This is a genomic window from Porphyromonas pasteri (assembly GCF_014647755.1).
Lineage (GTDB): Bacteria > Bacteroidota > Bacteroidia > Bacteroidales > Porphyromonadaceae > Porphyromonas > Porphyromonas pasteri.
In genome coordinates this window covers 281,765-301,072 of the sequence record NZ_BMPU01000002.1, presented here as the reverse complement: position 1 = coordinate 301,072, position 19,308 = coordinate 281,765, and the positions used below count along the sequence as shown (strand labels likewise).

The 19,308-nt window shown below is 58.1% G+C and carries 17 protein-coding genes and 2 tRNA genes; 4 read left to right on the top strand and 15 right to left on the bottom strand.

Features of this window, described 5'->3' with window-relative positions:
• Nucleotides 1-5: 5 nt before the first annotated feature.
• Genes IEX77_RS04790 through IEX77_RS04780 form a run of 3 tightly spaced genes read left to right on the top strand, consistent with a single transcriptional unit; the run spans nucleotide 6 to nucleotide 1,891 of the window.
• Nucleotides 6-710: a ComEA family DNA-binding protein gene (locus tag IEX77_RS04790; protein WP_188807946.1), complete on the top strand. Its 705-nt coding sequence runs from the start codon at nucleotides 6-8 to the stop codon at nucleotides 708-710.
• A 5-nt stretch (nucleotides 711-715) separates the two neighbouring features.
• Nucleotides 716-1,690 carry a porphobilinogen synthase gene (hemB, locus tag IEX77_RS04785; RefSeq protein ID WP_188807945.1) on the top strand — a complete coding sequence of 325 codons (975 nt, stop codon included), beginning with the start codon at nucleotides 716-718 and terminating at the stop codon, nucleotides 1,688-1,690.
• Nucleotides 1,691-1,702: 12 nt separating this feature from the next.
• Complete coding sequence (locus IEX77_RS04780) at nucleotides 1,703-1,891, top strand: hypothetical protein (RefSeq protein WP_188807944.1); 189 nt, start codon at nucleotides 1,703-1,705, stop codon at nucleotides 1,889-1,891.
• 80 nt (nucleotides 1,892-1,971) lie between these two features.
• Here the strand turns inward: IEX77_RS04780 and IEX77_RS04775 are convergent, their stop codons facing one another.
• The 7 genes from IEX77_RS04775 to IEX77_RS04745 form a co-directional block, all read right to left on the bottom strand.
• Entirely contained in the window at nucleotides 1,972-3,789 is a 1,818-nt protein-coding gene (locus tag IEX77_RS04775) for an LTA synthase family protein (protein WP_188807943.1), read from the bottom strand.
• Between the two features lie 608 nt (nucleotides 3,790-4,397).
• Entirely contained in the window at nucleotides 4,398-4,775 is a 378-nt protein-coding gene (locus tag IEX77_RS04770; RefSeq protein ID WP_060935655.1) for a RidA family protein, read from the bottom strand.
• A 48-nt stretch (nucleotides 4,776-4,823) separates the two neighbouring features.
• Nucleotides 4,824-5,387 (bottom strand): aminoacyl-tRNA hydrolase, encoded by a 564-nt coding sequence (pth, locus tag IEX77_RS04765; RefSeq protein WP_188807942.1) that lies wholly within the window; start codon nucleotides 5,385-5,387, stop codon nucleotides 4,824-4,826.
• Between the two features lie 16 nt (nucleotides 5,388-5,403).
• Nucleotides 5,404-6,546, bottom strand: a complete 1,143-nt coding sequence (locus IEX77_RS04760) for a glycosyltransferase family 4 protein (protein WP_188807941.1) — start codon at nucleotides 6,544-6,546, stop codon at nucleotides 5,404-5,406.
• A 46-nt stretch (nucleotides 6,547-6,592) separates the two neighbouring features.
• Nucleotides 6,593-7,858 (bottom strand): MFS transporter, encoded by a 1,266-nt coding sequence (locus tag IEX77_RS04755; RefSeq protein ID WP_188807940.1) that lies wholly within the window; start codon nucleotides 7,856-7,858, stop codon nucleotides 6,593-6,595.
• A gap of 106 nt (nucleotides 7,859-7,964) precedes the next feature.
• A complete protein-coding gene (locus IEX77_RS04750) occupies nucleotides 7,965-9,392 on the bottom strand; it encodes a DUF4270 family protein (RefSeq protein ID WP_188807939.1) in 1,428 nt (475 codons plus the stop codon).
• A complete protein-coding gene (locus IEX77_RS04745; protein ID WP_188807938.1) occupies nucleotides 9,389-10,195 on the bottom strand; it encodes a glycogen/starch synthase in 807 nt (268 codons plus the stop codon). Before IEX77_RS04745 ends, IEX77_RS04750 begins: the two co-directional genes overlap by 4 nt.
• 253 nt (nucleotides 10,196-10,448) lie before the next feature.
• Here IEX77_RS04745 and IEX77_RS04740 point away from each other — a divergent pair, with 253 nt between their 5' ends.
• The gene (locus IEX77_RS04740) at nucleotides 10,449-10,823 is read left to right on the top strand and encodes a MoaF-related domain-containing protein (RefSeq protein ID WP_188807937.1); all 375 of its coding nucleotides are present in this window, start codon (nucleotides 10,449-10,451) and stop codon (nucleotides 10,821-10,823) included.
• A gap of 152 nt (nucleotides 10,824-10,975) precedes the next feature.
• Here the strand turns inward: IEX77_RS04740 and IEX77_RS04735 are convergent.
• The 8 genes from IEX77_RS04735 to hemL all read right to left on the bottom strand — a co-directional run bounded on the left by IEX77_RS04735 (nucleotide 10,976) and on the right by hemL (nucleotide 19,073).
• A tRNA-Glu gene (locus tag IEX77_RS04735) sits at nucleotides 10,976-11,050 on the bottom strand.
• A 68-nt stretch (nucleotides 11,051-11,118) separates the two neighbouring features.
• On the bottom strand, nucleotides 11,119-11,373 hold the full coding sequence (gene rpsT / locus IEX77_RS04730; RefSeq protein ID WP_009432837.1) for a 30S ribosomal protein S20: 255 nt from the start codon (nucleotides 11,371-11,373) through the stop codon (nucleotides 11,119-11,121).
• Between the two features lie 27 nt (nucleotides 11,374-11,400).
• A tRNA-Glu gene (locus tag IEX77_RS04725) sits at nucleotides 11,401-11,472 on the bottom strand.
• An 851-nt stretch (nucleotides 11,473-12,323) separates the two neighbouring features.
• The gene (locus IEX77_RS04720; protein ID WP_188807936.1) at nucleotides 12,324-13,406 is read right to left on the bottom strand and encodes an IS5 family transposase; all 1,083 of its coding nucleotides are present in this window, start codon (nucleotides 13,404-13,406) and stop codon (nucleotides 12,324-12,326) included.
• A 291-nt stretch (nucleotides 13,407-13,697) separates the two neighbouring features.
• On the bottom strand, nucleotides 13,698-14,948 hold the full coding sequence (locus IEX77_RS04715) for a U32 family peptidase (RefSeq protein ID WP_188807935.1): 1,251 nt from the start codon (nucleotides 14,946-14,948) through the stop codon (nucleotides 13,698-13,700).
• Nucleotides 14,949-15,113: 165 nt separating this feature from the next.
• The gene (gene pafA, locus IEX77_RS04710; RefSeq protein WP_188807934.1) at nucleotides 15,114-16,829 is read right to left on the bottom strand and encodes an alkaline phosphatase PafA; all 1,716 of its coding nucleotides are present in this window, start codon (nucleotides 16,827-16,829) and stop codon (nucleotides 15,114-15,116) included.
• Nucleotides 16,830-16,860: 31 nt separating this feature from the next.
• Nucleotides 16,861-17,733, bottom strand: coding sequence for a 50S ribosomal protein L11 methyltransferase (gene prmA, locus IEX77_RS04705; RefSeq protein ID WP_188807933.1), 873 nt, complete (start codon nucleotides 17,731-17,733; stop codon nucleotides 16,861-16,863).
• 44 nt (nucleotides 17,734-17,777) lie between these two features.
• Nucleotides 17,778-19,073 (bottom strand): glutamate-1-semialdehyde 2,1-aminomutase, encoded by a 1,296-nt coding sequence (gene hemL, locus IEX77_RS04700; RefSeq protein WP_188807932.1) that lies wholly within the window; start codon nucleotides 19,071-19,073, stop codon nucleotides 17,778-17,780.
• Nucleotides 19,074-19,308: the final 235 nt, after the last annotated feature.

Sequence of the window (19,308 nt, the reverse complement as noted above, 5' to 3'; positions counted from 1 at the left end):
CAGCGATGCGTCAGAGGAAGACCACCACGAGCCGCAGTGAGCGCCTATTCTTACTCATCCTCTCGCTCATCACCCTCTCGGGGCTGGCACTCTATGCCTTCGCCCCGCACAGCTCGCCCGCCCCACAGCCTACGCAGGCGACCGAAGCGGGGAGCAAGCTCAAGAGCAGCACACCCGAAGGGCAGCAGCCCCACCGCGATAGCCTCATACGTGACCCGCACTATGTAGGCCCGCCAGCAGGAGCTGCAGCGCGTGGGGAGAAGTTCGCCCACTACGTCAGCCTTGACCTCAACCGCATCGACTCGCTGACGCTCCTGCGTGTCCCGGGTATCGGTCCCGCCTATGCCCATCGCATCCTCGCTCTACGTGAGCGCCTCGGTGGCTACTACACCGTCTTGCAGCTGCAGGAGGTCTATGGCATGGATGAGGATAAGTTCCTCGCCCTGCGCCCATGGTTCGTCATCAAGACACCGCCGAAGCGCTTCGCCCTCCCCAAGCTCCGTGCCGACTCCCTCCCCTGGCATCCCTACCTCTCACGAGAGCAGAGTGCCACCCTACGCAAGCTCATCCTGCGCCACGGCAAGCGTCTTAGCTGGGCAGTCCTGCGCACTGCGGGGCCTTTCTCCCGCGAGGATAGCATTCGCCTCAGCCCCTACTTCGTGGACGGCACGGCAGCACACACCACAGATAGTATTCCTAATCAACCATAAGCCCTATGTATCCAATCAGTCGTCTGCGTCGCCTACGCATGACTCCCAACCTCCGTGCGCTCGTTCGTGAGACCGCTCTCGAGCCCGCTGACTTCATCGCTCCCCTCTTCGTCGTCCACGGCAGTGGCATCCGCGAGGAGATCAAGACCATGCCTGGGCAGTACCGCCTCTCGGTCGATGAGCTCGTCAAGGAGTGCGAAGACCTCTACAGTGTGGGCGTACTCTCGGTGATGCTCTTCGGTATCCCCGAGCACAAGGACCACACCGGTAGCGAAGCCTATTCACACAACGGCATCGTACAGCAGGGTATCCGCGCCCTCAAGGCCGCTCTGCCCGACCTCATCGTCATCGCAGATATCTGTATGTGCGAGTACACCGACCACGGCCACTGTGGCATCCTCCATGACCACTATACCGTGGACAATGATGCCACGCTCCCCTATCTCTGCCGTCAGGCGGTCTCCTTCGCCGAAGCAGGTGCCGACATCGTCGCTCCCTCCGATATGATGGACGGCCGTATCGCCGCTATGCGTCAGGCCCTCGACGAAGCTGGCTACGAGCAGCTCCCCATCATGTCGTACGCTGCGAAGTTCAGCTCCGCCTTCTACGGCCCCTTCCGTGATGCTGCCGACTCCGCCCCCAGCTTCGGTGACCGCCGCAGCTACCAGATGGATCCTGCGAATATCCGTGAAGCTATGCGTGAGATCGAAGGCGACATCACCGAAGGTGCTGACATCGTCATGGTCAAGCCCGCCCTGCCCTACCTCGACGTCATCCGCTGGGCACGCGACCGCTACGACCTGCCCTTGGCAGCCTATCAGGTCAGTGGCGAATATGCCATGATCCAGGCCGCTGGTCTCAATGGCTGGATCGACCGCGAGCGCATCATGATGGAGAGCCTGCTCTCGATCAAGCGCGCTGGTGCCGACCTCATCCTCACCTACTTCGCACGCGAAGCTGCTGAGCTTCTTCGCCGCTAAGAGCCGACCGCTATGGCCTACCGTCGTCCCCTGACCCCGACGCAGATGGTCGTCATCACCATCCTCTGGTTGGTGCTGGTCATCTGGATCATCTCCTCTGGCCTGCGCCTCGATGGCTTGACGATCCTCATGCTCGCCTTCTCGGGCGTCACGGTCTTCTATCCCATCATCAAGAGCTGGCGCGAGCGCAAGAAGAAGTAAGCCCAGCCCCACAAAGCGCAGCCCGCCCCCGTCCAACATAAGTGGACGGGGGCGGGCTGCTTTATATCTAATGCGAAGTACTACCTGCGGGCGAGGTCGTCGTGCGTCAGCTGGAGGAGTGCACGGCCGAGGGCTGTGCGGCGCTTCGAGGGCGCGGGAGTCACCTCGATACCACGGCCGCTGACATTGTCCATCACCGTGACGCCCGTGTTGTCGACGAAGCCGAAGCCATCATTGAACGTGTAGTAGGCGAAGGGATAGGTATAGTTCGGCGCAAGGACATTGCGAGCGAAGGTGAACGAGCGGTAGCTGAGTCCAAGCTGCGCTAAGAGCGTCGCCGAGAGGTCGGACTGCGTCATCAGCGCATCGACGACACGGGGCGAGCGCACTGCACCACCGATCCAGAGCAGCGGGATGTGGTGCACGGCCGTACTATTGCGGTCGTCCGAGCCGAGCTCCGAATAGCCGTGGTCCGCTACACAGATGATGAGGAGGTCCTTCCACTGTGGGGTCGCCTTGAGACGAGCAACGAAGCGCCCCAGCGACTCATCAAGGTAGGCAAAGGCATTCGACACGGGTGAAGATAGGCGCTTGTATGGCACGTCAAACGGCTCGTGACTGCTGAGCGTGAGCATCGTCTTGTACCACGGGCGATCCGAGGGCATACGGACAATCTCATCATAGAGGACGTCTAAGGCAGGGCCGTCAGGCACACCCCAGTTCGTCCGCGGAAGGCTATGAGGGAGCGTGTGGTCATCGGTGACCTGCTGGTAGCCCGAGCCGAGGAGGTAGCCCTTCATGCCGGTGAAGTTCGCATCGCCCCCGTAGAGGAAGCTCGTCGCATAGCCCGCATCACGCAGACTCTCCGCGATGGAGGGCAGGGTACGGCTCTTCACAGGGAGCTTCATCACCGAGTGCGTGGGGAAGCTCGTGTAGCCGCTGAGGATGGAGATGAGCCCACGGTCGGTGCGGTAGCTATTGGCATAGCAGCGCGAGAAGAGCACACCTTCGCGAGCCAGGCTATCAAAGTGGGGGCTGACCTCGGGCTTCTCGCCCAAGACACCCGTATAGCGTGCGCCGTAGCTCTCGAGGATGAGGAGGACGATATTCGGTCTTCGGGTCGTCAGCAGCGTATCACCCTCAAGAGACTCGGCGGGGAAGAGGTCTTTGGTCAGCTCGCCGAGCGTCTTCTCATCGAAGGCATTGTATTCGGCACCGTAGTCCTCTGCCTTCCCCAGCGAAGAGAAGAGGCTGAAGAGCGGATTGACGGCTGCGTGATTGAGGTACTGGCGATCGCTGAAGTAGACCTGCCCGACATTGGCGGTAGCTTGACTCACACCCCCACGGATCATAAGGAAGGTCGGGCCTAAGAGGAGGACAAAGGGCAGGGCGTAGAGTCCGCCACGGCGAAGCTCGGGCCAGCGCTTCTCCGTCGTGCGGTCGAGGGCGAAGCCGACGGCAAGGCCGATGACGAGCACCAGAAGGATCGAGAGGAGGATGAAGGGAAGGCTAACACTCGCGAAGGCTTCGCCTGGCTGATCCAGATAGAGGAAGATCGAGGCATCGAGCTTGAAGCCCCAGAAGGGATAGAGCCGCAGGTCAGTGATGCCCACGATGCTGATGAGTGCAGCCGTGAGGATATGATAAGGTCGGAGAGCACGACGCGCGGGGAAGGCGCAGAAGAAGCAGCTCACCGCCGTCGTCAAGAGGGGTATGACGAGTAGGTAGCCCAGTACGGAGAAGTCCAGGCTCAGCCCGTGATAGAGTACAGCGAAGATATCCCCCATACTCAGCGCCCCCTCGGCTGGGACGAGCAGAAGGAAGCATCCCTTGAGGACGAGGAAGCTCAGCAGCACCACAAGGGCGAAGCGGAGGAGGTAAAGGAGTCGTGAGCGCATCGTGCGACGAGTAGATCTATTTCTATTTGTCACAAAGGTACGGCTTGCCCCGCTAATCCCGCTCCCCAAGGAGGTATATTCACCTTTCGCCCCAGCTCTTTGCCCCTCCACACTACGAGGGGGTGATATCGACCTATATAGGATGGTGAAGAAAGCTATATAGCTTTTTGAAGTGACCTCTATTAGGTTGCTGCTCCGCGTAGGGATAAAAGTTGCGGACGAGTGGTAGATAAGTTTGGGCTACGTACGTGGATCTAATATCTACGTACGTGGATATTTGGACTGACGTGCCTGGTCTTTAAGACTACGTGCATAGATGCGGAAAAGCCACTACGTGAAGGCTCTTTTCCCTTCGCGAGAAGGGCACTTTTCCCCGCGCTGAATAAGAGGAATACTCACGATAAGGCGAAGGGCTTGCGTCTCACTTCGGAGAGGCGTATCGGGGAGCTGGGCGTGCGATACCTTAGCCCTCTAAATATAGAGGACAGGATTCTGCAGAAGATCGCATTCAGAGGGCGTGCTGGGAGGAGAGAAAAGAGAAGCCCCACGGCCTCCCTTCGCGAGGGAAGCCGTGGGGCTTATGCGTGGCAGGATCTTACCGCAGTGGCTTAGCCGCGGTGTGCGATGATCTCGATCTCTACGAGGCCGTTCTTAGGCAGCGTCTTCACAGCTACGGCAGAGCGTGCGGGGAAGGTGCCTGTGAACTGCTTCTCATAGACAGCGTTCATAGCAGCGAAGTCGCCCATATCAGCGAGGAAGCACGTGGTCTTGACGACCTGATCGATGGTGAAGCCAGCTTCAGCGAGGATCGCGTGGATGTTGCGGAAGACCTGCTCGGTCTGAGCGGTGACGCCTTCGGGGAACTCGCCCGTAGCGGGATCAATACCGAGCTGACCCGATGCGAAGAGCATATCTCCGACGAGGATAGCCTGACTGTAAGGGCCGATAGCGGCTGGTGCCTTGGTGGTGGCAATGACTTGCTTCATGAGTAAGAGGTTGTATTTAGGTGATGAATAGTTGGACGACGGGGGCGATTACTTAGCGTTGAAGCGGTTCATCGTAGAGGCGATCCCCTCCAGGCAGAAGGCGATGGAGGCGTCGACGAAGGTCTCCAGACGCTCAGGCATCTGCGCCTCTTCCTCAGGGGAGAAACGCCCGAGGACATAGTTTATTTGTGCGCCTTGTGGGAAGTCATTCCCGATACCGAAGCGCAGACGGGCATAGGACTGCGAGCCGAGGAGCTGGGCGATATTCTTCAGCCCATTGTGACCCGCGTCACTTCCCTTGCCCTTGAGGCGGAGCGCACCGAAGGGCAGAGCGAGGTCATCGACGATGACCAGCACGCGCTCGATGGGGATCTTCTCCGTGCTCATCCAGTAGCGGACAGCTTCGCCGCTGAGGTTCATATAGGTGGAGGGCTTGAGCAGGACGATCTGCGCGCTCTTAGCACGACCCATAGCGACATCGCCGTAGCGCTTCGTCTCGAAGCGCACACCCAGACGGGCTGCGATGGCATCGGCTACACGGAAGCCGATGTTGTGGCGGGTCATATCGTATTCAGCCCCGATATTGCCGAGGCCTACGATGAGGTATTTCATTGAGTGAGGTAAGGGGTTATTCGTAGGTGAGGAGGACGTTCTCATACACAGCGGAGAGGTCCCGAGCAAGGCGCTTCGGCGTGAAGCGCTCCACGTACTCGCGGCCGTCGGTGATCATCTTCTGACGCAGGGAGATGTCGATGAGGACGCGGTCGATCATGCTGGCGAGCATCGTGGCGTCACTGGGGTCGGTATAGAGGCTGCTGGGGCCACCAGCTTCCTCCAGACAGGAGCCCGTAGCACCGATGACGGGTACGCCGGCATTCAGTGCTTCGATAAGTGGGATACCAAAGCCCTCGAAGCGCGAGGGGTAGACGAAGACCTTCGCTCCGGCATAGATGCCAGGGAGCATCGCCGATCCGACCCCATGCAAGAGGTGCAGGCGGGAGAGGACTCCCAAGCGGCGGGCGCTGTCGACGACGGTATTCACATAGGGTGTCTTACGACCGACAGCCACGAGGTGAATGTCCTTGTCCTGAAGCTGAGCAAGTGCCTCGACGATGAGAGCGAGGTTCTTGCGCTCCTCGATACTCCCGACGAAGAGGATATAGCGCTCGGGGAGGTTCAGTGCCTGACGTGCCACTACGACATCCTCGGGCGTCACCGCAGCGAAGGCTTCGGAGCAACCCTGATAGACGGTCGTCACACGCTCCTCCTCGATGCCGAAGATATCGATGACATCACGACGCGTCTGGTCACTCACGGTGATGACGTGGTCGGCATGACGGGCCGAAGCGCCGTACTTCTTGCGGTAAAGCAGGCGGTCAATGGGCTTGTAGAACTGTGGGTAGCGGATGAAGGCCAAGTCGTGCATGGTGACGACCGTACCTATGCGCTGGGCATTGTACAGCCCGATGGGGAGCTCGTTGGTCAGCCCGTGGAAGAGGTCGACCTGCTCCGTACGGCAGCGCGAGGCCACGGAGAAGTTGCGCCAGAGATTGCCCCCAGCGAAGGCCAGTGCACGATGGGGCGTGATGAGCCGCACCGAGCGATTGGACAGCAAGCGCTTGTAGAGCGAGGGGTCACCCGTAGAGGGCGAGAAGAGCAGATAGCGGTTCTCTGGGCGGAACTCCGTGAGCGTGTCGAGCACGAAGCGGCTGTAGTTCCCGAGGCCGGTAGCATTGTGTGTAATGCGCTTGGCATCGAAGGCGATATTCATCGGCTCAGTGAGGCTACAAGAGGGATAAGGGACGAGGACGGGTGCACTACTTCGCCTCGGTGGTGGTATTGTAGCGGAAGAGCAGCGCGAAGAGCACTGCTACGACAGCAGCGTAGGCAGCGAAGATGTACCAGCTCATGCTCCAGCCAGCGAGGATCGCCGTCGTGTCATGCTCCGTGTGGACGAAGTGATTGATCACCGCCTGCGCACCGAGCGAGCCGAGCGTCGCACCGATACCATTGGTCATGATCATGAAGAGGCCTTGGGCACTGGAGCGAATCGAGGGGTCAGTCTCCTTGTCCACGAAGAGCGAGCCCGACACATTGAAGAAGTCGAAGGCCACCCCGTAGACGATCATACTCAGCAGGAAGAGCCATACGCCGCTACCTGGGTTACCAAGACCGAGGAGGGCAAAGCGCAGGACCCACGCCACCATAGCGATGAGCATCACACGGCGGATACCGAAGCGACGCAGCGCGAAGGGGATGAGCAGGATACAGAGCGTCTCGGAGAGCTGCGAGAGGGAGATGAGGATATTCGCGTACTTCACGCCGAAGGTATCAGCATAAGCAGGGATCTCGCCGAAGGTGCTGATGAAGGGGTTAGCAAAGCCATTGGTGATCTGCAGGCTGACACCGAGGAGCATCGAGAAGATGAAGAAGAGCGCCATCTTACGCTGCTTGAAGAGCACGAAGGCACGTAGGCCAAGGGCTTCGACGAGGCTCTTGCTCTGCCCCTTGGGAGCCGTGGGGCAGTTGGGTAGCGTCTGCGCGTAGACTGCCAGGACGAGGCTGATGATAGCCGAGACAGCGAACTGCCCACTCGTAGCCTCGAGACCGAGCAGGCTCACCGCGATCATCGTGCAGATGAAGCCCACCGTACCGAAGACACGGATCGGAGGGAAGCTCTTCACCAGATCCAGCCCGGCCTGATCGAGCGAGGTGTAGGCGACGGAGTTGCTCAGCGCCAGCGTCGGCATATAGAAGGCGACACTCAGCGAGTAGAGCGCGAAGAGGCTGGGATAAGAGGGCGCATCGGTCTGCGTGTAGAGGAAGACGCCAAGCATCAGCATCCCTGCCAACATATGGCAGACCCCTAAGAGGCGCTGTGCTGGGATCCAGCGGTCAGCGACGATACCCATGAGAGCAGGCATGAAGAGCGACACGAGACCTTGCATGGCGTAGAAGTTCCCGATCTCGGAGCCGAAGCCTGCGGTACCGAGGTAGCGCCCCATAGAAGTAAGGTAGGCCCCCCAGACTGCAAACTGGAGGAAGTTCATCACCGTCAGGCGGAGCTTGATGGAGGACTGCATAGACGTAGTCGTATAGGTACTTAGGTAGTGTATAGAGTGACGCCCACAAAGAGCAGGGAGTTCTCGGGGTGACGAGGCCTGTTCTCTGTGGGCGTCAGATAGGGGTTTACTGCTGCTGGAGCTGTACGCTCACGAAGCTCACCTGGCGGTCCGTGGTAGCCTTTGAGAGGCGGAGGAAGCTCGGACGGATGAGCTCAGCGATGCTTGCAGAGCCATTGGAGCCCGATGACGTCACCGATACAGGTACGAGGCTCAGCTCCAGTGGCGTGGAGATCGTCCAGCCCGTAGCGGCGGAGTAGGTGGCGTACTTTGCCAGATGCTCCGTGACGATGCGGGCGATGTTGTTGAACTTATACGCCTTGTCGCTGGCGGCATACTTCTTCGAGAGGTACGACTTACCCGACTGGATGGCCTGCACATCGGCCGAGAAGAACTCCGTCACCTTGTCTGAGGGGAGGAGCAGGAGGTAGTCGGGCTGGTTCGTGCGCTGCCCTTCAGGGCTATTGACCTTGACGGAGAAGTTCGCATCAGCGAGCATCCAAGCGCGGCCGATGAAGTCGCTGGGCACAGGCGTCGTGGTGGGCTTAGGCGCGGAAGCGAGGAGCTTCTGCAGCTCGCTCACCGAGAGCGTGTACTTCGTCGTCACGCCAGCAGGGCCCTTGACATAGCTGTACTCCGTAGACGGAGCCGTGAGGCTCGAGATGTCGCCGCTGCTCAGAGCGTTCAGGCGTGAGGTAAGCTTCGTATCGACGAAGGTCTTCACGTACTTCACGCGCTCGGCGGGCTTCTCCTTGTTGGGCACACTGTAGTGGATCATGAGAGCGACCTCCGTGACCTCGAGGAGGAAGCCACGACCCGTGACAGGTGCGACGTAGAAGCCAGGGAAGATCTCGCGGTCAAAGCGCGACTGCGAGTTGAAGGCACTCTTCAGCGTCGACGAGCGCGTCGCATCGAAGAAGTGCTTCCCGAGGCTCACATCCAGAGGGATGGTGAAGTAGCGCATCGTGGAGTTCTGCTGGATGAGCGTCCCAGCGCTGGGCTGGATAGTAGCAGAGCCCAAGAGCGTCGCGCCCGTGCGGTACTGGCCGAGCGTCTGGCTCGAGGTACCAGCCGTGGTGACGGGCTGAGCGAGCTTGTAGACGTTGACCTTAATCTGAGCATCTGCATTCCCCTCGGTGCGGTCCGAATAGATGCGGAAGTAGACCGAGTCAATAGTCAGCTGGGCGTTGTCAGCATCCTCAAAGGCAACCCCTTCGGCAGTACGGATCTGCTTGATGAACTCACCCGTGACGGTCGAGCCCGTCTCGTCGATGAGCGTACCGAGGAGCGAAGTCGTACCATCGGTATAGAGTGTAGGGGTGGCTACCGTGGTGGCGTCGAAGGTGATCGTCGTCGCAAGCCCGGTGACCTTGTCACGGTTAGGCTGGATGCTCTCACCGATACCCGAGAGGTTGTCCTCGGTGCAGGAGGTGGAGAGCGTCGCAAGGCCCAGCGAGAGGAGGCCTACATATAGAGCTGAAGCAAGCTTCATCATGGGAGGATCTTCTTATAGAATTCATTATACACCTCGGCACACCCTTCGACAGGAGTATAGGGGAGGAAGTTCACCCCACTCTCGTCGATGTACTGCTTGAGGCTGGGCGAGATCTCGGCACTACCCTGTACGACCCCGTTGGCGTAGTGGATGGCCAGACGGTTCAGTGCCTCGTAGTCGGTCTTGCCATCGAGTACGGAAAGTGCTGCGGGCTTGATCTTGTCGAACTTCAGGCACTCGAAGAGCGTGTCGGGGATCTCTACGGGAGCGGGCTCATCGTAGAGCGAGTAGATGATCTTGGCCTTCTTCAGGCAAGGGTCATCGTGGTAGTACTTCTTCAGATAGAGCATACCCAGCGCGGTGAAGGTACCGTGGCAGTGGATGATATCGGGGATCCAGCGGAGCTTCTTGATGGCTTCGAGGGCACCACGCACGAAGAAGATCGAGCGCTCGTCGTTGTCGTTGCCTACCTTGGGGTCGACGTCGAAGACGGTCTTACGCTTGAAGAAATCATCGTTGTCAATGAAGTATACCTGCAGGCGGGCGGTCGGCAGTGAAGCGACCTTGATGATCAGTGGATGGTCATTGTTATTGATGATCATGTTGATCCCCGAGAGGCGGATGACTTCATGCAGCTGGTTGCGGCGCTCATTGATGACACCGAAGCGGGGCATGAAGATGCGGATATCATTGCCCAGCTCCTGAATCCCCTGCGGCAGGTGACGTGCCGTCGTCGCGATATCGGATTCGGGGAGGTAAGGGAAGATCTCCTGCGAGATATACAATATTCGTCTTGATTTCATTCGTCTATCGATTATACTTTTTGATGCAGCTCTCCCGAGGGGCAGCCGTAGTAGCCCCGCCGCTGGTAGGGCATAGAGCTTCTACAAAGATACGGAATTTCCCTCGGAGCACTTCCCTACCTGCTTCTCTCAAAGCATCTAATCCCTCTTGGAATGAGCCTCGAACAGCAATTACCTACCTTTGCTTTACTCTCAAGGGAGGCTCCCCTCTCTCATTCATCGCAAGAGTACAGATCGTAACACATCACAAGCAATGACAAAATCACTCATCATCGCAAGCATTATGATCCCCGCTCTGCTCACCAGCTGCGGCGAAGGCAGCAAGGGCACGACAGCCTCCCAGGAGCAGACCACTGCTACCGACAGCCTCCCCCTCATCGGACGAACGCTCCATATCGACTACGGGCAGATGCAGGCGATCGTGACCTACGGGCACGACACGCTCATCTGGCAGACCAGCTCTCCCGACGGCAAGACCTCTGAGCAGACGAAGGAAGAGCCCAACTACGAAGCCCTCGGCGATGGGCGCACCTTCGCCACTTGGCAGGAGGCGAGCGGCGAAGTCGTCGCACAGATCGTAGACCTCAAGGCCCAGCAAGTCACCGCCTTCATCTACGCCCCCCTATAGCAATGCCCCCTCCATCAGTAGAGATGGAGGGGGCATCGTCATATAGAGCAGGCTATTACAAAAGGGGCTCTTGACCAGTCCTCTTCAGATAGCGAGCCTATAAAAGCGAAGCACCGACATACCTCACGAGGAGTATGTCGGTGCTTTTTGCTTGGTAGCCCCTGGGGGAATCGAACCCCCCTTTCAAGAATGAAAATCTTGCGTCCTAACCGATAGACGAAGGGGCCGCCTGAATTCTGTCTCACACCTTCTCCGAGGGGAGGCGCTTGACAGCAGATGGGGAGAGTGGCTACTCTTAGCCGAGGCGTGCGATCTGCTTAGCGAGCTTGCTCTTGAGGTTTGCAGCCTTGTTCTTGTGGATGATCTTCTTGCCAGCGAGGCGGTCGAGCATCGAGCTGAGCTGAGGCAGAGCAGCGCGAGCTTCAGCAGCATCGGTCAGCGCACGGAAGCGACGCACAGCGTTACGAGCCGTCTTGGCGTAGTAGCGGTTGTGCAGACGACGAGCGTTGGTCTGACGGATTCTCTTGATGGATGACTTATGATTTGCCATTTGTATCTTTTCTTTTTGTTGTTATCGTAGCCCATGGGGGAATCGAACCCCCCTTTCAAGAATGAAAATCTTGCGTCCTAACCGATAGACGAATGGGCCTCCCAATGTCAACCGCCTACCATATGAGTAGCATTCAGTTGCGAGTGCAAAGGTATAACAAATTATTTATCCACCAAACACCCCAAGCAAATTTGTCGCCCTTACCTATATACATATAGGCTACTTAACTACGCTCTCCAAGCGGTGCAGCGCGCAGTTCACGGCATTACAGTAGTACGGAGGATAATTAGTAGAGAGCGGATCGTAAGGCATAGCGGACTAGCGAAGCTCCCGAAGCGAGGCGAAAAATCGTCCCTTGCAAGACACTGAGAAGCAAGCCCCAGCGAAGGGGCAAAAAGCAACCAGTACTGATCAGTGAAGCGAGCAGTACTGGTCGCGCGAGTGACCAGTACTGCTTGACTATGGTGACCAGTACTGGTTCGTCGTGCGACCAGTACTGGTTACTTTCCCCCTATCGGGAAAGCCCGTCAGATAGCCGTGCCACTCCCCTCCCCCTGCACTATACGACTCCATTATTTATAGGCTTCGCGAATGAAGCTCGGTAAGTCAAGGCGCAAACAACTACTGGTCTGCACATAGAACAACTACTCGTTTCGGGGTCAAACCACTATTCGTTTCGTATGCGAACAACTACTCGTTCGCCTACGGATGAATACTGGTCTGAGATCAAACGACTATTGGTCATTGCTCCGACCTATATTGGTCGCTGGGCTGACCTATATTGGTCGTCACACGAAGCTATATAGAGACCATTGCGCAAGGCCACCTCTTCATTGCACGTACCTTCTTGCCTCGAAAATCGGAGTCTTTAGGCTGAGAAGTGGGATGGCTGTCTCTCTCCCTTGCCCCCTCTCGGGAGGATCATCCTCCCGAGAGGGGGCTTTTCTGGGCTATTTGGCACTCTGGAGCACAAGAAGCCCAGGCATACGCTTCAGATTGTATGCCATAGCTTCCAAGATATTCTGTGTATGCGTTCGCTCAAGCCCTCGGTAACGACATCGCCCTCCTGAAAACCACCTTCGGATACTCCCGAAGGTGCGCTCTATCAAACAGCGCATTTTGCTGATGGCGTTATTCAGTTCACGTTGTCGCTCTGTAAGCTTCATCCCCTTCTGCGCCTTGAGCATAATTCCATCAATCAAGCCGTGCTCAAGCAGACAAGCCGAGTTCTTCTTGCTACAATACCCTTTATCGGCAAGGACACTAATACCCTGTGTAAGCTCTGCCTTCTCTATCAGCTCGGGCAATACCACCGTGTCGGCACAATTGGCTGGCGTGGTAATTATGCTCTCCACCAACCCTTGCCCATCGGTCAGCACGTGCTTTTTATATCCGTAGCGATAGTGCCTGCCTTTGCGCACCCAACGAGCTTCCGTATCCACCCCTGGTCTGCGACTTTTTAGCTCATACTGATAAGCCTGCTCTTGCGCTTGCTCTTCTTCGGTGCGCAAGTCTTCTCGGTCGTCGGCCACTTCGATGAGGATACTTCCATCGGGAGCGTGCGGGCTATCCACAATGCTCGCATCCACGATAGCCCCTTGGTCAATACGACTAATCCCGTGCTTTTTGAACTGCTTATTCAGCTCGCGAAGGAGCTTATCCATAATCCCCAAGCGTGTCAGTTCAGCGCGAAAGCGACAGATGGTGCTGTGGTCTGGAGCTGGAAGGCCCATATCCAAGAGGAGGAATTCGCTGAAGAGGAGGGAGTCATTGATCCGTTCTTCGACTTCGTAATCACTCAGGCCGTACCAGGTCTGAAGCAGTAGGATCTTGAACATCATCAAGGCATCATAGGCTGGATTGCCGGTGGCGTTCTGGGTCTTTGTATACTTCTTGTTGAGTAGTGTGCGAATACCTCGCCAGTCAACGCAAGCGCTGATCTGTCGAAGGAACGAGTGCTTCATGCGGTCGCGGCGCACCTGCGTATAAACTTGTAGGAAGCTCGGCGCGGATTCGGTTTGTTTGGTTGGCAAGCGATACGACTGTTTTTGCTGTGAAGGTACTAAATATCAGAAATATACGGAAATGGAATAGACCTGGGTCCCCTCCAGTGCCGTGCAATGGTCTCATATAGGTCGCCGTCGTGACCTATATAGGTCAGCTCAGCGACCAATATAGGTTCACATTACTCCCCCGCAGAGAGCCATATCCTCCCGATCCACTCCCCCACTCCATATACGACCCATCCCCTACGGAGTAGCTCCGTAGGGGATGGGTCATTAGCCCGCCAGATAAGGGGCAGGAGATGAAGCGATGGGTAGCAACTACTGCATCACCTTACGATCGGTGAAGAGATAGAGGCGGTCACCTGGGCGCACCTTCTCAGGCACGGCGATCGAGCAGAGCTGACCCTTGACAGCCTTCTCTACAGGCTCCATGTCCACACGGATCTCTTCGACGACAAAGCGCACAAGCCCCGTCGTCGGGCCCGTGATGATGATCTCATCACCGACCTTCAGCTCACCACTCTCGACGGCAAACTCCCCGACACCGACTTTACCGAAATACTTGGTCGTCTTGGCAACGTAGACCTTCTGCTTCGTAGCCGAAGAGCCGTAGCTCGACGTCCATTCGCCGAGGCGCTGGCCGAGATAATAGCCGTCCCAGAAGCCACGGTTGAAGACCTGCCCGAGGTGGTTGTCCCACTTCTCGACGTTGTCCGTGGTGAAGTTCCCCACGCAATAGGTGTCGACGGCCTCGCGGTAAGCACGCACGACCGTATCGACGTACTCGGGGCCACGCGCACGGCCCTCGATCTTGAGGACGCGCACACCAGCATCAAGCATCTTATTGAGGAAGTGGATCGTCTTCAGATCCTTGGGCGACATGATGTACTGGTTGTCGATCTCCAGCTCAATGCCCGTCTCCTTATCCTTGACCTCATAGGAGCGGCGGCAGATCTGCGAGCAAGAGCCACGGTTAGCGCTCTTCCCCTGCTCGTGCAGGCTGAGGTAGCACTTACCTGAGACGGCCATACAGAGGGCGCCGTGGGCAAACATCTCGATACGGATGGGCTCACCAGCAGGGCCGACGATGGGCTCCTCAATGATCGCCTTATGGATGGCAGCGACCTGGTCCATATTCAGCTCACGTGCCAAGACCACGACGTCAGCAAACTGTGCGTAGAAGCGCAGCGCCTCGACATTGGTGATATTGAGCTGGGTGGAGAGGTGGACTTCGACACCGATACTACGCGCGTAGAGCATGGGTGCGACGTCGGCAGCGATGATAGCCGACACGTCGGCATCCTTCGCCGAGTCAATGATCTCACGCATGAGCGCAAGGTCTTCGTCGTAGATGATGGTATTGACGGTAAGATAGCTCTTGACGTCATGCTCACGGCAGATCGCCGCGATCTTATGGAGGTCTTCGGTGGTGAAGTTATTTGCACTCTTCGAGCGCATGTTGAGACCTTCGATACCGAAGTATATGGAGTCAGCACCCGCGTTGATAGCTGCCATGAGCGACTCATAGGAGCCCACGGGGGCCATGATTTCGTAATCTTTCCTGTTCATTTGTGATAAATAGAGATATGGAGTGCAAAGATAGCTCAATATAGCTCCACGGACTTTCCACCTCCATAGAGAAAGTCTATCAGCACCCCTATACAAAGCATCCGCGCCCGATACCAGCTGGGGTATCGGGCGCGGATGTAAGGCGGCTGTTCCGGCAGACAGGTACTATCTGCGGCGCGTCGTGGTAGCAGTGGGAGCAGCCGAAGTCGCGGCGGGTGCGAAGGCTTCGGTGATAGGATGCCCGATGCAACCCGAGGGATACTGCGTCTTCAGCAGAGCAGCCAGCGTAGCGGCGATATCCGTGATATACGTCTCACGATAGAGATGGCCTGCACGGACGCCATGCCCCATGAAGACGAGGGGGATGTGCGTGTCGTAGGGAGACCACACGCCGTGTGTCGTACCCTGAGGGAGCGAAGTGCCTGACTTCGAGTACCACCCTGGATCGGGCACGATGAAGATATCACCACTGCGACCCTTGCGGTAGCCGTTGATGATACGCGTCTTGATCGCATCGGGGATCGCAGCCATAGCCACTTCTTCGGCAGGTACAGCGTACGCCACACCAGGGAGCTTATCCTTGAGTGCCTTGCAGATCGCCTGATAGAGGCCGTGGCGATTGACGCCAAGCGAGTCGATGAGGTCCTGACGGAAGAAGACCTGATAATTCATATACCCACGGACGATCTGTGCATCACGGCCGATGTAAGCACAGGCTGCGGAGTCAGCGATGCGGCGAGCCAAGTCGCTACGGAAGGCCTGCCCGGGGATCTTGTGATCGCGGTCAAAGGTGAGGTTGTGCGCAGCAGCGTGGTCGGCAGTGAGGATGAAGAGGTAGCCGTCACGACCGAAGCGCCCATCGAGGTAGCGGAAGAAGTCGGCGAGATCCTTATCTAGACGGAGGTAGGTATCCTCGGTCTCGACAGCGAAGGTACCATAGCGGTGACCCACATAATCGGTAGCCGAGTGGCTCATAGCGAGGAAGTCCGTCTCGTCAGCACGCGAGCCGAGGCTTTCTCCTTCGATAGCGGCCTTAGCCATCTCGAAGGTCAGCGTATTCCCCATAGGCGTGGTGCGGATGACACCAGGGCCCTTGACCTTCGCCAGCTCGGCGGTGTTGAGAGGGAGTGTAGCGGGGAACTTGCCATCCTTATCCCAAGGCTGTTCGTAAGGCACAGCGTCGGCCGTGCTCTCACGATAGGTATCGATAGGATAGAGCGTATTCCAGCCGTCCTTGAGGAGCTCAGCGACACGACCACGAGCATTGAACTTCTTCACCCACTCGGGCAGGTCCTGCATGTAGTAGGTGCTGGTGATGAAGTTGCCCGTCTTGTCGTCCAGCCAGTAAGCACCGTTAGCCGTGTGGCCTGCGGGGAGGATGGAGGCGCGGTCCTTGATAGCTACTCCGATGGTCTTCGAGCGGAAGTTCGTAGCGATGCGCAGCTCATCGGAGATGGTCGTCGTGAGGAGGTTGCGGGGAGACATCTGCCCGCTGACGCCGTTGGGTACACCGACCGAGCTTACCGTCGTGTCTTGCGTGCAGTAGATGGGGTTGCCATCCTTGAAGAAGTCATTCCCTGCGATACCGTGGATCGAGGGGACACTACCGGTGTGGACGGAGCTGTGCCCGATAGCGGTATAGGCAGGGAGGTAGTTGATGCGGGTATTCTCGCAGTTGAAGCCCTGCGTGAGGAGGCGCTTGAAGCCACCCTCGACGAAGCGAGCCTGATAGCGGTAGAGGTAGTCCCACGTCATCTGGTCGACCATCATCGTGACGACGATGCGGGGGCGGTTGTGCTGCGGAGCGGCCTTCGCTGCCACGGGCGCGGTGAGCGTGAGCGCAGTCAAGGCGAGGGCGCCAAAGAGGTTCTTATGTATCATAATGTAGGGTGTGAATAGTCGTCTTTCGTGGCTAAGCGGGGAGGAGCAGCTCGACACGGCTCCAGCGCTGGCGCACTTCGCTGCTGACGAAGGTGAGGCCAAGCTCTTCGCCTCGAGCACGCAGGAGGGGTATGTCCTCCTCGTAGAAGCCGCTGAGGATGAGACGTGCGCCAGGGCGCATCACCTCGCGGTAGCGGGGCATGTCCTCGAGCAGGATATTGCGTGTGATGTTCGCCAAGATGAGGTCGTAGCCTTCGCGCCCCTCGAGGAGGGCTGCATCTCCGCAGAGCATCTCGTCGATGGTGACGCCTGAGAGTGTGGCATTCTCCTGCACATTAGCATAAGCCCAAGGGTCGATATCGATCGCCGTGAGGTGACGTGCGCCACGCTTGAGGGCGATGAGACCAAGGATACCCGTACCGCAGCCCATATCGAGGACACGCTGTCCCGAGACGTCGTGCGAGAGGATCCATTCCCCGACGAGGGAGGTCGTCTCGTGATTGCCCGTACCGAAGGCCATCTTGGGGTTGATGATGATCTCCAGAGGCACCTCGGGACGTGGGTCATGGAAGGGGGCACGGATCAGGCATGCTCCATCGCCGAGGAGGATGGGCTGGAAGTAATTCTTCTCCCACTCCTCATTCCAGTTGATGTCGGGCAGCTCTTCCGCCGTAAGCGTATAGGAGAAGCCTGCGACGGGGAAGCCATCGAGGAGCTCGCGGGTCGCGTCAGCATCGTACTGCTCCGTCGGGATGAAGGCCTTCAGCTCGTAGGCATCTTGCTCGAAGCTATCGAAGCCCAAGGGCCCCAGCTCGGCGATGAGCCAGTCGCTAAGGTCTTCATCACGAAGAGACGTGGCGGCGCTATCGTAGTGGTAGCTGATAGTCAGCTGTAGGTATTGCATAGGGATAGATAGGGATAGATAGGGATGAATAGGCGGGAGAGCCGTTAGCCTAAGACCTCACGGAGCACCTCATCCATAGCGGTAGCGGTGCGGTCGAAGTCCTCACGGCTGTGGGCCATCGAGAGGAAGATACACTCAAACTGCGAGGGGGGCAGGTAGATCCCACGCTCGATCATGCCACGGAAGTAGCGGGCATAAGCCTCCGTGTCGGAGCGCTTAGCATCGGCATTCGAGTGCACACCACCGGGCGTGAAGAAGATCGTCGAGAGCGAGCCGACGCGGTTGTACGAGAGGCGATCGGTGTAGCGGTCGAGGATGGGGCGGATCGTTGCCTCGAAGGCCTGCCCCTTCTCCTCAAGACGGGTATAGAAGTCAGGCTCGGCGAGCGTCTGGAGCATCGTGATACCTGCTGCCAGAGCGAGCGGATTGCCCGAGAGCGTCCCTGCCTGATAGACGTCGCCGAGCGGAGCCAAGCGATCCATAATGTCGGCACGACCACCGAAGGCCCCGACGGGGAGCCCACCACCGATGATCTTCCCGAGGCAGGTGAGATCAGGACGAATACCATAGAGCTCCTGCGCACCACCACGAGCAGCACGGAAGCCGCTGATGACTTCGTCGAAGATGAGCAGTACGCCCTCTTCCTCCGTCACTCGGCGCAGCTCCTCGAGGAAGCCTGGTGCGGGAGGAATGAGCCCCATATTGCCCATGATCGGCTCGAGGATGATAGCAGCGACCTCACCACGATGCGCCTCGAGGGTGCGGCGCACGCTCTCAATATCATTGTAGGTAGCTACCAGCGTGTCCTCGATGATGTGCTTCGTCACACCAGCGCTCGACGTCTGACCAAAGGTAGCCAGCCCCGAGCCTGCCGAGATGAGGAAGGTATCGGCATGGCCGTGGTAGCAGCCCTCGAACTTGATGATCTTGTCGCGCCCCGTGAAGCCACGTGCCAGACGGACGGCACTCATCGTCGCCTCCGTCCCCGAGTTCACCATACGCACACGCTCTACCGAGGGGAAGAACTTCGTGCAAATAAGCTCTGCCATCTCGACCTCGCGGGCATTACAAGCCCCGTAGCTCGTCCCCTTCTCCAGCTCACGGCGGATAGCCTCCTGGATGGGAGGGTAAGCGTGCCCGAGGAGCAGGGGTCCCCAGGAGCTGATGTAGTCGATGTATTCATTGCCATCGACGTCAAAGACGTGGGCGCCCTTGCCGTGATCGATATAGAGGGGGGTGAGGCCTACCGAGCGGAAGGCACGCACGGGGCTATTGACCCCGCCAGGGATATACTGCGAGGCCCGCTCAAAGAGCGCAGCCGAAGAGTCTACTCGTCTCATACTATCTATTGAAGTCTCGCTGGCGAGGCCCGAAGGGGAGCTACTGCCAGCCTATAATATGCTCTCCTACAAAGTTAGGAGAAAATGCCGAGGGGAGGGGTTTCTCACCGCGCCTGCGCTCCAAAGCGTACCACGACTATACACGCTAAGGCAACAGCACGCCCATATACAAGCGCCCCGCCCCACCGACCGCAAGAGCGGTAGATGGGGCGGGGCGATGTCTTAGCGTAGCACG